This is a genomic window from Bartonella sp. AA9NXGY (assembly GCF_042196845.1).
Lineage (GTDB): Bacteria > Pseudomonadota > Alphaproteobacteria > Rhizobiales > Rhizobiaceae > Bartonella.
The window spans coordinates 21849-35778 of sequence record NZ_JBHIRB010000009.1 but is presented as its reverse complement, the minus strand read 5'-3'; the positions used below and the strand labels follow the sequence as shown (position 1 = coordinate 35778).

Annotated in this window: 12 protein-coding genes and 1 tRNA gene; 4 read left to right on the top strand and 9 right to left on the bottom strand. The window is 37.5% G+C overall.

Annotated elements, in window-relative coordinates:
- The first annotated feature begins 2 nt into the window (after positions 1-2).
- From ACFIM6_RS05925 to ACFIM6_RS05915, 3 genes are all read left to right on the top strand, one after another.
- On the top strand, positions 3-1223 hold the full coding sequence (locus tag ACFIM6_RS05925; protein WP_375612067.1) for an MFS transporter: 1221 nt from the start codon (positions 3-5) through the stop codon (positions 1221-1223).
- Between the two features lie 59 nt (positions 1224-1282).
- Complete coding sequence (locus ACFIM6_RS05920; RefSeq protein WP_375612066.1) at positions 1283-1615, top strand: hypothetical protein; 333 nt, start codon at positions 1283-1285, stop codon at positions 1613-1615.
- 405 nt (positions 1616-2020) lie between these two features.
- Complete coding sequence (locus ACFIM6_RS05915; RefSeq protein ID WP_273787870.1) at positions 2021-2167, top strand: hypothetical protein; 147 nt, start codon at positions 2021-2023, stop codon at positions 2165-2167.
- 68 nt (positions 2168-2235) lie between these two features.
- On the opposite strand, the gene ACFIM6_RS05910 is transcribed toward ACFIM6_RS05915, so the two are convergent.
- The 7 genes from ACFIM6_RS05910 to ACFIM6_RS05880 all read right to left on the bottom strand — a co-directional run bounded on the left by ACFIM6_RS05910 (position 2236) and on the right by ACFIM6_RS05880 (position 6715).
- Complete coding sequence (locus ACFIM6_RS05910) at positions 2236-2445, bottom strand: hypothetical protein (RefSeq protein ID WP_375612065.1); 210 nt, start codon at positions 2443-2445, stop codon at positions 2236-2238.
- Positions 2430-2603, bottom strand: a complete 174-nt coding sequence (locus tag ACFIM6_RS05905) for a hypothetical protein (RefSeq protein ID WP_375612064.1) — start codon at positions 2601-2603, stop codon at positions 2430-2432. The genes ACFIM6_RS05910 and ACFIM6_RS05905 overlap by 16 nt, the downstream gene beginning before the upstream one ends.
- A gap of 457 nt (positions 2604-3060) precedes the next feature.
- Positions 3061-3213: a hypothetical protein gene (locus ACFIM6_RS05900; RefSeq protein WP_375612063.1), complete on the bottom strand. Its 153-nt coding sequence runs from the start codon at positions 3211-3213 to the stop codon at positions 3061-3063.
- 40 nt (positions 3214-3253) lie between these two features.
- The gene (locus tag ACFIM6_RS05895) at positions 3254-3442 is read right to left on the bottom strand and encodes an NADPH-dependent FMN reductase (protein ID WP_375612108.1); all 189 of its coding nucleotides are present in this window, start codon (positions 3440-3442) and stop codon (positions 3254-3256) included.
- Positions 3443-3757: 315 nt separating this feature from the next.
- Entirely contained in the window at positions 3758-5101 is a 1344-nt protein-coding gene (locus ACFIM6_RS05890) for an MATE family efflux transporter (RefSeq protein ID WP_375612062.1), read from the bottom strand.
- Positions 5102-5418: 317 nt separating this feature from the next.
- A tRNA-His gene (locus ACFIM6_RS05885) sits at positions 5419-5495 on the bottom strand.
- A 137-nt stretch (positions 5496-5632) separates the two neighbouring features.
- A complete protein-coding gene (locus tag ACFIM6_RS05880) occupies positions 5633-6715 on the bottom strand; it encodes a quinone-dependent dihydroorotate dehydrogenase (RefSeq protein WP_375612061.1) in 1083 nt (360 codons plus the stop codon).
- A 1316-nt stretch (positions 6716-8031) separates the two neighbouring features.
- Here ACFIM6_RS05880 and mscL point away from each other — a divergent pair.
- On the top strand, positions 8032-8439 hold the full coding sequence (mscL, locus tag ACFIM6_RS05875; protein WP_026500234.1) for a large conductance mechanosensitive channel protein MscL: 408 nt from the start codon (positions 8032-8034) through the stop codon (positions 8437-8439).
- Positions 8440-8457: 18 nt separating this feature from the next.
- Here mscL and ACFIM6_RS05870 read toward each other — a convergent pair whose 3' ends face one another.
- The gene (locus ACFIM6_RS05870; protein WP_375612060.1) at positions 8458-10164 is read right to left on the bottom strand and encodes an ATP-binding protein; all 1707 of its coding nucleotides are present in this window, start codon (positions 10162-10164) and stop codon (positions 8458-8460) included.
- A gap of 1154 nt (positions 10165-11318) precedes the next feature.
- Entirely contained in the window at positions 11319-13892 is a 2574-nt protein-coding gene (locus ACFIM6_RS05865; protein ID WP_375612059.1) for a DNA translocase FtsK, read from the bottom strand.
- Between the last annotated feature and the right edge of the window lie 38 nt (positions 13893-13930).

The following is a 13930-nucleotide window of genomic DNA, read 5'->3' as shown; positions in this document are numbered from 1 at the left end:
GAATGTTCAGGCTTTTTTCCAACAAGAACATACGCTATTTTTGCCTAACCGTTAGTCTGCTCGCCTTACTCAGCGGTGCTTTGCGCACTGCCATCCCGCTATTAGCAAGACAATCTGGATATGGCGTAGTCGGAGTAAGTTGGGCGCAAGGTCTCTTCTCATTAGCGTGGCCAATTTTCGGCATCCTTGCAGGCGTTTTACTTGATCGCTGCGACAAAATAAAACTTGCCACCTCAGCTCTCTTCATCTTCATGCTACTGCATATTGTCCTGTTCATACTGCTCATGATACAGATTACTCCAGCCGAACAAATTTTCTTCTATGCAACCATTGCTGGATTCATCGTCGTTTCTGCCGAAGCTTATATAATGACGATTCCACCACTTATCATGGAGGGAGAGCGATTGATGACCTTCTACTCAATTGTCTTGTTCTTAGATTTCGGAGTCTCCTATTTTCTTGCCCCTGTCATAACAAGCAGCATTTTAGCGCATAGCACACTGCTATTTCTCGGCCTGTTAATCGTGCTTTTTATCACATTGATTTTTACCGCTCGCCGTGCTGTTCCGATATCGCCAACACCTGATAAAGAAAACATCACTTTCCGTTATATCATTGCCGGATTTCGTTTCATTTTTTCAAATCGGCATCTTACCTCCCTTACATTACTCACATTCTTTCTATCGGTGGTATTTGGAGCATTCCTAACCTCGTTCATCTTCTTCGTTACCGACAGTCGGTATCTGGGCCTACATAGCAGCCAATATGGCGTGATGTTTGCAGCCTACGCGCTTGGAACAATGGCAGGTGCCCTATTTGCGTCGCGTATACGCTATGCACCGGTGCGCCTAGCTGTTCTCACTGACGGTTTAGGAACTGTTGTCTTGCTTTTGATTCCAGCCTTTTCAAAAAGTGCTGTCGTCGTATGGGGCGTCATCTTTATTGCTGGCGTTGGAGCAAGCTTATGGTTTATTGGTGTTACCGCCTTCAGGCAGCGCCTCACACCAAAGCAACTTCTCGGGCGAGCTAATTCTGCTTTTCGAGTGATAGGCTATGCTGGAACGCCGGTCGGAAGCTTTTTGGTCGGCGTCCTTGGTTCTTTTATATCATTGCAGTTTGCTGCCACCTTTATCGCTGGACTACTATTGGTGGCTATCGCAATAACGCTTCCTTTTCTTTGGCAGGCTGATCATATAGACACACCCAATCCTTCCACGAGGTAACAGCTGCTTTAAAAAAAAGACACGGTCAAAAAGGCACACATACCCTATTACGCAATCGATTGATCTGTTCTTTGGACGAGAAAATTATCACCATAATGGCTGATAGAGCCAGCGGCACTATAGAAGCAGCCAAACAAACGCTAAAGACAAAACAGCCCCTTTACGTTGATTGGGCGATGATCCAACGCCTATATGAAGGATGTAGAGAGCTTATAGCGTACGAAGTGCAATTCTTAACCAAAAACTCCGCCCTAGCAATACCCACTTATACTCCAGTTAATCCGTTACCCGCTGGACATCAAATGCCTCACCCCTCTGCTCCTCAAAATACATTTTGCTGCACTTACGCGCCGTATTCTTCCTTTGTAATTAGCCGTATTCTTCCTTTGTAATCAAAAGAGCAGCCCTCCTTTCCTAGTTTAGGATCTCTGCCTACACAACGCAGCAACAGATGCGACCATATATGCAATCACGCCTTAGGGCCTGCATAGTAGAAAGCTTAGTTCGAGAGATTCATAAAGCCTATATTCCAATAAATTTTCCACCCAATCCACCTTTTAAAAGGGCGGCTTTATATAAACCGTTAGAGCAAGCTATGAAATCCTTAGGTGTATTAGAAATAATTGGCGGTTTTTACCTCAGACCAATGTTGATTAACTTTTACTCGTACATATACGCAAGCGGTGCTACTCTTTTCTCAGATAGAAAGGACATAATCGTTACCATCTGACCTATTATTGTTTGAAAATAAAAAAAGTATCAGTGCGACTGATGATATTGAAGAGCTATCTCATTATGTGGCTGTACTTAATTACGGCATTGGGAAGCTAGACACGCAATCACCCATTTCTGCGCGCCTTCTGCATAATATTCATAAGATTTTATTACGCGGTAAACGCGGTACGTCCAAAAGCCTTGGCGAATTTCGCAAAGCACAAAATTAGCTTGGTGGTACACAACTAAAGACAGCGTCATTCGTGCCGCCCACTCCTACCACAGCCCCCCACTCTCTCTACCACCATCCCCCCCGCTTAGAATCGCGCCAACTCATCACCAGTGCCTCGTTAAACACCACACCAGTCTCAAGGGCGGTAAAATGCGCCTTGCCGCATTTAATCTTCAGCATTTCTTTAAGGCGCAAATCAAAATCGCTATTCGTTCCTTTTGTTTCCAGCACAAAGTAAAGCTTTTGTTCGCCATCCCTCTCTAAAAAACCGCCCAATCAGGCGTATAAGAACCAATGGGAGTGGCTATTTTTAAATTTCTTGGCAGTTTAAAAAATAATCTTACATCAGAGTCATTATCGAGATTTTGCGCAAACTCTTTCTCAATACGGCTCTCACAAATCTCATGATCATAAACACTTTTCTCATTGACCACCGTTGGCCCTATGATCGCCTTTTCCGACCTAATTTTACAGATGTAGAATCAATCTTATTATGATGCGCACATCCAGAGATTATTTTATCCTCTGCATTAGAACCAAAAACATGAACAATACGCAGAGGCTTCGGTAAGAAGGCCAACCGCTCAATCTCAACCTACACGAAAATGCATGTGCAGGCGAATGCCCTCCATAATATGCAATATTTCAAGCCCGTCCAGAGGGGTACCCCTTTTAAAAATTGTGCCTATGGCTTATAATAATCTCCAAAATATACATTTAGCCCTTGTCTGAAATAACTCAATTTTGGATTGATGAGAACGAAAACGCGCTGCGATAATCACGTTGTTCAGCCCTTATGACCGGCAAAAGGGCGCCAATATTCCTGTACCACCAACGACTAACTAACGGTATTTCTTATCATTTTTGATCATATCCTCCACCCTTATTATTTTAAAATTTATACATTTCATCAACAAGATGTGCGCAGCGAGCCCGTACATCTTCGCTGTTCAGTCTCCATGTACGGCCTGCATTCTCAGACACAAAATCATCTTTAGCCGAAGCAACTTGATATTGCAGCGCCGGTCCATAAAGCGTATGCACAATTGGTACCAAATATACACAGGGCAGTGCGCATTTTGGGTTATATTGTCATGAGAGAGATGACCAAAAACTTTATCCCAAAAGCATTATACTCTAAATTATCAAGAGCATTCTTCAATCCCCCTGAATAAGACCCGTGATAAACAGGGCTTGCAAGAATAACATCGTTAGCGTCTGCGATTGTTTTGACAAATGCATGCGTTTTAGCATCACAATGGTAATGACTTATAAAAACAACAACTTTTTTAAATGCCTCCTCAACGGCGTATGAATATAAGCACGTTTTTTCTCGTCATTTTTTAAGGTATTAAACTCTTCCAATCTACCGAACTTACTCTTAAATTGTAGCCGAATGATTTTAATAAACCCATATTATTTTAAAAACTCAACAAATAATATTGAGGCTACAATCAAAGACACTTCTTTTCAATATTAAGCAAGTTTTGTAACCTATATTGTTATCTCCATAGAAGTAAAACAGCCTCTATGGACGATGAGTAGCTAAGCCTTCACAGCTAGTGCTTTACAAGCGCTTTTATAACACTCACTCTGCCCCAAATATAGGATTGCATTTTATTAAATAACCCACGCGCATATAATTAAAGAGAGAAACGATTAAGCTTGCACCAATCATGCCAAGCCAATAGCCAATAAAGTCATATTCAAAAAAATGCGCCATTAGTGCTCCCCCAAATAGGCCTAACCCCCAATAACTTATTGCTACAACAATTGTTGACCAAAACGTATCAAGCAAGCCCACAAGTATGCCATTGAGCATAGCACCTAAAGTGCCAAAAGCAAAAGACAATAAAATGAACGGAAGCAACTTCCAAGAGAAAACAACAACGCGTTCTGAAGAAATATTAAAGATGGTTGTAAGGATGAATCCATAAGAGAGATAAACAATCCCTGATAAAAACAAGACATAAGCTACAGCAAAAACAGTGACACTCATACGCAGCTGTTTTAGAGCCATATTATTCCTATCTGCTCTATACCACGCTGCTATTGTCGCGGCTGCGCTGGAAATCCCCAAAGCCACCACAGAAATAAGCATATCGAGACGCATCCCTATCGTATGCGCGGCCAAAGATTCGACCCCATAAGCCGTAATCATGAATGCAATGAACGAAGGAAAGCCCTCCGCAATAAGAATACGTATACCAATGGGTAGCCCTACTCGCAGCAATTTTATTATTCGTGAAATCTCTAACTTTGGTCTCAAATAATTAAAGCGAAAAGAATGAAAAGCAGAATTGCGGGACAAAATTATTGCTGCTGCAATAACAATTAAAATACGGATCAAACTGCTCGCAATTCCTGCACCAAAGACACCTAATCCGCTTACAGAACCTATACCAAAAATAAGCGGCCAAGAGATAAGAAAATTCACAAGGATAGCCGCAAGCATAACCCAGGTTAACGGCTTTGGATTACCAATTGCTGACAGTAATCCCCGGCTATTCACATAAAGATAAAAAAACACCACTCCTATAGCAGCACCACTATTATATTCCTGCGCTATATTGGCAATTGTCCCATCTTGGCCGAGAAAACACAAAATATTCCTCGTGTTGAGTAAAATGATCGCACTCATTATTCCAATCACAAGTGAAAGCCATATTCCTTGATCAAACCATGCCTTTAATGCATATCTATCTTGTCTACGAAAACTTTCCGCAAGTTTTGGTGCAACCGCGGTAATAATACCTAGCCCAAACAACATAACAAAACTAAATATACTCAGAGCTAACATTGTACCACTCAAGGCTTGCACGCCTAAATGCGCTACAAGCGCTGCATCTGTGAAGGAAATCATCATCTGAGAGATAAACCCAACAGCCAGTGGCATGCCAAGAGAGAGCAATTGCTTCATCACAACAAACATTGTGAAATACCCTTCCATATTGAAGGGCATATTAAGCTCGGATCTTTTAAACAAAACACATTGATTTTTTCCGTAAAGTCTTTCCATCACAAGTCTTGTGTAAAGGATGCATAATGAGAACGCATTAAGGTAAGAGGAGATGCCCAGTTCTTAAAAAAGAAGCGCAATGCCCCTTTATTGGTTTTTTGGACTTTATGCCATGCGTTTTTTTTGTACAATATTATGCCCCCAAGCAACTACAGTCATTGATAAAAGATCCTCAGCGAGCCGTTTGTTCGTCTTGTATATCCATTTTCAGTATTTTCAATAAAATTTTTTGGTACGGTTGGTGGGATTTGAACCTACGACCTCTGGTGCCACAAACCAGCGCTCTAACCAACTGAGCTACAACCGCATAAAATCAAATGTATCATAACTGTTCACGATTTCGTAAACATTTATTCTTTGCTTATGTGACATAAGGAAGATCAACAAAGTTTGCAAGCCCCTTTAAAAAAATCTCGCAATTTTTTGTGAAGAAAAAAGCGTTTTTTACAAAGGAAATTTTGCCCAATGCTCAATACTATGATCACGATAGCCTTTTATGTTATCAACTCCATCTTGTTGCATCATCTGCAAAATCTCTTGCAGAATAGTTATGACAAGATTTGGACCTTCATAAACCATCCCACTATATAATTGAATCAAATCTGCACCAGCTTTTACTTTTTCCAAAGCAGTCTGTGCATCCTTTATACCGCCAACACCGATAATTGCAATCTCCTTCCCTAATTTTTGACGCATTTTTGCAAGCATAATAGTAGAACGCTCAAAGAGTGGACGTCCAGAAAGCCCACCCTCTTCATTACGGAAGTGACTATTGTTAAGACCTTGGCGTGAAAGAGTTGTGTTAGAAACAATGAGTCCATCAAAATCAGAAAGTTTTATTTCTTCAGCAACATCATCTAATTCTTTCTCTGATAAATCAGGAGAAATTTTTAAAAAAATGGGAATGGAGAATCCATGCTTGTTCTCTTGCTCATTTCGCGCTTGCGAAATTGCACTCAACAAAAGATGCAAACTGTCACGGGCCTGTAAATCACGTAAACCTGGTGTATTAGGAGAAGAAATATTAACCGTAAAATAATCAGCAACATCATAAAAATGAGCAATACCAACAGTATAATCATCAATCTTATCGACCGTATCCTTATTGGCTCCAATGTTGACTCCTATAACACCAGTTTTTTTACACGCATGCAATCTATTGTAAACAACTTGATGTCCGTCATTATTAAAGCCCATTCTATTAATAATCGCTTCATCTTCTTTTAAACGAAAAAGCCGTGGTTTAGGATTTCCAATCTGAGGCTTTGGTGTCACTGTCCCAATTTCAGTAAAACCAAATCCTAACCGAAAAATACCATCTACAACCTCTGCATTTTTATCAAACCCCGCTGCAAGACCAATAAAATTTTCAAACTCAAGACCAGCAACAGTTACACACAAACGTTTGTCGATAACCTTTTGACAACCATTTAATCCACTTTTCAGCCCAAGAATCGCTAAACCGTGTGCTTGCTCTGGATCCAACATAAATAAGGCAGAACGGCCAATACAACGAAAAAAACTCATCAATTCTTCTCCACAACATAAAAATGATCCATCGCACCTCACCTCTACCTTTTAACACAAAAGATTTCCAATCAAAGCAAGCATATTATCCAAATAATATTCCCCTTCTAGAAGAAAACTCATCACATAATAGCCATACATGTTTATATTGGTTATACTATGTAAAGAACTTTTTATTCTTAAAAAATGTTTCTCTTTTTCGACATTTTTTAAAGATTAAAATATGAATCCTAATCTTATAAAATTCAGCATGAATTGGAACATCAATGGCTCTTACCATAGTCATGGTTTTATGACGCCTTATGCAGGCACGCTCATAATTTTCTTAAAAATGCAGGCAAATTATCTCTATTCCCAAAGTTCCTTTGTGTAATATTGTTTTCAATAGAAACAAAGCTTGTTCTATAAAGCTATTTTTTCCTAGCATTTATAGGATACATAGTTCATAAAATCATCTAAATTCATACTATTGTTGCACTATTTATGAGCAACAGAATGTTCAATCAATTTGTACTCTATTGATAATCTGCGTTGTTTTCTTTGCCATTTCTGATGTATTAAATACAATTTTGCATCTATTAAGTGCTCTGCCTAACATATATTTTAAGTAATGACAGTTGATTATTGAACTCAAACATCATACCAACGACTTCCAAACCAAAATGATCTTGCAAACCCTAGAGCTCTGCTATTTATAAACTGATACAATCTTCCAGCAGATGAAATGTGTTTCTTCCATCCGAATTATCGCCATTTTAGCTCATGTAACCCAATACAAATAGCTTTTAGATAAGCCATAATGCCCTCCTAATTGCTATTATCGCTTACTAAATTAAGAGGAATTAAATTATAAGTTTTACTCCTGTCTCATCTATCTATTTCTTCTATCAGTGCTGAAATATATTTTTTATTCCTAAATTCTCTTTTTATGACAAAATGTTATGCTAATATATGTACTTCATTTGAAAAGCTTTCTGATAGCTCAACTTTCTACACTACTTATTTTGTGGTATTGTGTAAAAACCTCTCTTTTTAATGTTAACATAAAAATCTTGAGGCAATTATATAAATTAAGCTACAGTTTTCTACTTTCTGTTGAAAAAGCAGATATAGTTTTTATCAAAAAAGCTTTTTTCTAGGAAATATTCTATGTACATTCAAATAGAGCCCTAAAGCTCTTTATTAAACCTTATAAAGTTCTTTGAAAATAATATTAATATCGTAATATAATCCTAAAAATAAAATCTGCCCTTTCCTTTTTCATCAAAAGCGGTAAGTAAATTACCGTATATCGCTTATATAAAGGGGAAAATGCAATGCTTAAAGAATTCAAAGAATTTGCCCTAAAAGGTAATATGATTGATCTTGCTATCGGTGTGATTATAGGGGGTGCTTTTGGTAGCTTGGTCAACTCAATTGTCAATGATATTTTTATGCCAATCATTGGGCTGATTACAGGTGGGATTGATTTTTCTAATATGTTTATTCAACTTGCTGGCGAAAAACAAGCAACATTGAGTGCCGCCAAAGCAGCTGGAGCAACCATTAGCTATGGACACTTTATTACTTTACTCATCAATTTTCTCATTATTGCTTGGGTTCTTTTTTTATTCGTTAAGGCTATGAATAAAATTCGTAGAAAAGAAGAAGAAAGCCCCAAAAAAACGTCTTCAGAAGAACAACTTTTAACAGAAATTAGAGATCTTTTGGCTAAGAAAAAATAATTTTATGCAAGATTTACATCATGGAACACGAGGAAAAAACATTTCCACAGTTGTTCCATGATTGGGTTTTGAGAACAGTAAAAATTGTCCCCCTCTTTCTTCCACCATTGCTTTACACATTGGGAGGCCTAAACCTGTTCCCATAAAAGCGCTATCACCAGATCGTCCATCTTTGCGCTCTACTTGACCATAAGGTTGCAGTGCCTGTATAATCTCTTCTTCGTTCATCCCTATACCATTATCACTCACTGAAATTTTTACACGTTCTTTTCTATAAGAAACGTGAACAATAATCTGTCCACCCAAAGGTGTAAAACGAATAGCATTGGAAAGAAGATTCCATATAATCTGGCGAAACACTTGTTGTGATACAGGAATAAATGGAACGTGAGGTGGAGCAACAATACGCATGATAATGCCGTTCTGATTGGCTTGAGTTTCAAGAAAAGCTATCGTCGCACGTAAACAAGATATTACATCAAATGTTTCAGAAATAAGGGAAGAATCAATCTGGTTATCGGAACCAGAATAATTTATCTTCGAGCACTCTAGTAATTGATTAATCAGCAATAATATATGTTTTCCAGAGGAAATAATATCGCGTAAATATCCATGATAGCGCTCATTTTCTATCGAACCAAAACGGCCTTCTCTCATAATTTCTGCAAAACCAATAAGAGCATTCAAAGGTGTTCGTATTTCATGAACAACTCCAACGATTTTATCCTCTTCTGCTTTTTTTTCTCCTGATGGAACTGTTTGTGTCCTATCACGCAACATAACAGCATAATTGCCTTGCTTTACCAAAAATACAATCGTTATCAAAACGGTTATATTTTTATGATTTTTTGTCATTAAATCAGCGGTTTCACTGCGATTTAAAACCTGATTTTTTTCCTCCATACGGATTGATTTAAAATACTTTTCAACCAAAAGTCGGCTTTGCAAAGTAAATAATGAAGAGAATGGTTGTCCTCGTAGTTCATTTATTTCATAACCCATTAATGCTAAGGCTGCCCTACTCGCTGATTGAACAAAGCCCTCTTCATCCAACCATAAAACACCATCTGTTGCTGTATCCAACAATGATAAAACTGCAGCGGGCTCTTTTACGAGAGCTTGTTCTATAGCATTTACCGGCAATGTTTGTGCATATGGTAACTGAATAGCTGTTTCTTCAACTAAATTTTCTTCTTTTACCGATGAATTCAATTCATCACGCAATTGCTCTGCAATTTCACGAAAAGCTGAGCGTTCTATCTCCGTAAGACATAGCATTTCTGTTTCTAGCTTTTCATTTCTTTTTTCTTGGACTTTTTTTTGTATTTTTAAAACACCAAAGCCACGAAACCCCTTAAGCTGCTTTTTAACATCAAAAATTGGCAAAGCCGACAATTCAACATCAAGCCATTGTAAGCAACCATCAACAGGCCATTGAACAATCTCTTTACTCCAAGGCATAGCCGCTTCAATAAAACGACTGAGAACCAGATATCGATCATCATTAAATTGATGAGCAAGCTCATGAAAACTACACCCTAAAATAGAAGAAGAGAGAGGACCAACAACTTCAGCTAGCTCTTTTGAGACTTCACAAAACAAACCATTGTGATCGATTTCCCACGTAAAAGGCCGTGGCAAAAGCTCTGGTGTAAAACGAAAAGCTTCTTGCTGACATTTTAATTCATTTGTATTTAACTTTAACTCATCTGCTTTTAATGGCATAACTAAAACTAAAAAGTGTTGAATTTACTCTCAAATGAATAATGCTAATTTGTTTACAATTATCTATTCTGGTTAAAATAACTTGATATCTCATATCAATTGTCTGTAGCAAAATTTTGACTGTTTCATCAACAAAACAAGAATAAAAAGAAGCTTCCAGCTCTTGTTGCTTATTCACCCATTATGTAATAAATCTTGTTACAATAATGGTAACATCTCCCTCGCATAAATAGTACTCAAAAAGAATACACTTATTTTACACATTCATGCGCCTTTTTTGAAAAGATATCTCCCAAGATCCCCAAGCTTATTTTACGACGTCATCTGTAAATGGTGTAATGTAAAAGTCCCTATAGAGGATATCAAGGCATTGTGCATTACCATTTTTATACTTATAAAAGAGCTGGTTAGCACCATCATTATACTAATTTCAGCCCCTAATGTTATCAATAGTTCTCGGCATTTGAAGGCGTTCATAAGCAGCCTTTTTATTTTTTAACTTTTTTACTCCTACATTATTATGATACGCAAGAAAACGGTTTTAATTGTTTCAACAGAAACAGATTTGAAATGAGAAAATCTTACAATGTTTGAGACTTTTATTCACTGTGAATAATGATAAATTACTATAAATCAATATACTGCATTATCAAAATCTCTTTTTCAAATAAAGCTTCTCGTAAGAACATCTTTCTTGAGCCAATAATATCAAATGATAATAAATTCAGCGTGACGCTTTAAAGTATCCTATGCAACAGAACTTGCATATTGGGCATTTTTCTTATGATGCTCTCAATAATCTCCCAAAGATCTTTCTTTCATTAGAATCGCTACAAAAGAAAAAACAAAAAATATGCCACCGCACTATTTTATTAAAAAATTTCTCTGTAAAAAAGAGAACACAAATTATCTGTTTTCATATAAAGATTTGTTTAATTTCTTTATATTCCAGATCATTTAGAAATGTTAAAAACATCTCATAATCTCCTTTGATATCAGCTTGTTTACCTCATCAGAAGTCTTAATACAAAAGATCGCTTTTGCTTTATTACTCTCCATTTAAATTTTTAATATTATATAAAAAAATAAAACAAGCACATTTAAATAATGACTGTCAGATATTTAAAAAATTGCATATTTTTAAATGCGTTTGTTTATTTTCCTTCATTGAGTAAAATTTCACGTTTTCCAACATGATTAGCGGCTCCAACAATGCCTTTTTCTTCCATTCGCTCGACGAGAGAAGCTGCTTTATTATAGCCGATTGAAAGTCGGCGCTGAATATAAGATGTTGAACATTTTTTATCACGCATAACAATTTTTACAGCTTGGTTATAAAGTTCCTCACCCTCTTCATCAAAATTTTCTTCCTCAGAAATTTCAGCAGCTGAATCAGCAGAAGTATCCTCTTTGTTATCGTCTTCATTATCTGTTACCGTTGCTAAATAATCAGGTTTTCCTTGCATTTTAAGATGTGCAACGATGGATTCAACTTCTTCATCTGAGACAAAAGGTCCATGAACGCGCACAATGCGTCCACCACCTGCCATATGAAGCATATCCCCCTGACCTAAAAGCGTTTCAGCACCTTGTTCACCCAAGATCGTACGACTATCAATTTTTGATGTTACTTGAAAAGAAATGCGGGTAGGAAAGTTCGCTTTAATTGTACCTGTGATAACATCAACAGAAGGACGTTGTGTTGCCATAATAAGATGAATACCTGCCGCACGCGCCATTTGCGCTAAGCGCTGAATGGCATTCTCTATCTCTTTCCCTGCCACCATCATAAGATCAGCCATCTCATCAACAATCACAACAATATAAGGAAGCTGCGTGAGATCCATGGCTTCTTCATGATAAAGCATTTCCCCTGTTTCCTTATCAAAACCCGACTGAACAGTACACATGATTGTTTCGCCTTTTTGAGCTGCAAGTGCAACGCGTGCATTAAAACCATCAATATTACGCACACCCAACTTAGCCATTTTGCGATAACGCTCTTCCATTTCACGAACCGCCCATTTTAAAGCTGTTACTGCTTTTTTGGGATCTGTGACAACGGGTGTTAAAAGATGTGGAATGCCATCATAAACAGAGAGCTCTAACATTTTAGGATCAACCATGATCAAACGACACTGCTTTGGTGTCATACGATAAAGAATCGACAAAATCATTGTATTAATTGCAACAGACTTGCCTGATCCTGTTGTTCCTGCAACCAATAAATGAGGCATTTTTGCTAATTCTGCAATGACCGGTTCACCATTAATCCCCTTCCCCAAAGCAAGAGCAAGTTTAAATTCACTTTCACGAAAAGAACGTGTTTGGATTAATTCTCGTAAATAAACGGTTTCACGAACCGCATTGGGTAACTCAATCCCGATAACATTACGTCCAGGAATTACAGCAACGCGTGTAGAAATAGCAGACATAGAACGCGCAATATCATCAGAAAGATTAATAACGCGCGATGACTTTACGCCCGCGGCGGGTTCAAATTCATACATTGTTACCACTGGCCCTGGATGAACATGGATAACTTCACCCTTAATGCCAAAATCTTCCAAAACACTTTCCAAAAGTCCAGCACCACGTTCTAATGTTTCTTGAGGAATCATCGTACCTTCATGAAAAACAGGTTCCTGTAATAAGTTGATCGGAGGAAATTCATAAACATCACAGTCAATAGATTGAATATTTTGCATAAAAGCAGAATCATAATTACCTAATGGCATACGAGTAGATTGCAATGTTTTAGTTTTACTGTTTGCTTGCACCACAGAAAAATCTTTTGAATTCTTTATGACGGCTTTGTTTATACAATCAACAGTATTATTGGCGACAATATTATTGGTATTTTCAGTCTCTATACTAGCCCCTGCATCACTTAACGCCCCTGTATTACTTAACGTATGAGCAAAATCTTCAACAGAAAGCTTAGAATGACACTCTTTAGTAGTATCATTATTTGTATGCATTAAATCAGAAATTTTCTCAACACCTCGCATCCTTTCCGCTGGAGATTCTGATGTAATTGAATCATAGAGTTGTGGAAAGCGGTATTCAAGAACACGGTAAAGAGCCGTTATTGACTCATCAAAGGCTGTGGGAATATCCGGTGTAATTTCATTTGTCGTGTCAATTGATGTTCCATCCTCTTTTGATGTTTGAGTCTCCACATGTTCAAATATCAAAGATTCACACTCAAAAAATGCATCGTCGGAAAGATGCAACGCAGGTTTTATTTTTTGTAGCACATTTTCCACTTGTAATTTATGTTCTTGTTTATCCTCCTCAAGTGGAATATTTGCTGACGGCATATGAATAGCTTGTCGTGACAACTGCTTCAGAACCGTTGAATGACAAACTGATGTTTTATTCTCTATTGATTGAGGATTAATGACTTTTTTTGTCGAAAGAATATTTGTTGTTTTCTTGTTACAACGTACAATATCTGTATCTGTAATTTTTTTTTGATCTTGCTTCGTAAAAATTTTAAACTGTTTTGCAAAAACTGGATCTGTTTCTATACGACGACGCAAAATCTCAACTTCTGGGGTTCTCGTGAAACGGACGTTTTTTCCGAGGGCAAATGCCTTTTTCCACACTTCCGGATAAGGAAATATCTCAGTAATCTTAACAGATAAATCTTCTCTTGATGCACCTTTTGTACCATCATCAGAAAAAGAAGACGTAGAAATAGATTTTGTTTTCGAATTATGCATGGCACCCAACAAATTTATAGCAATGAGAAAAATAACCT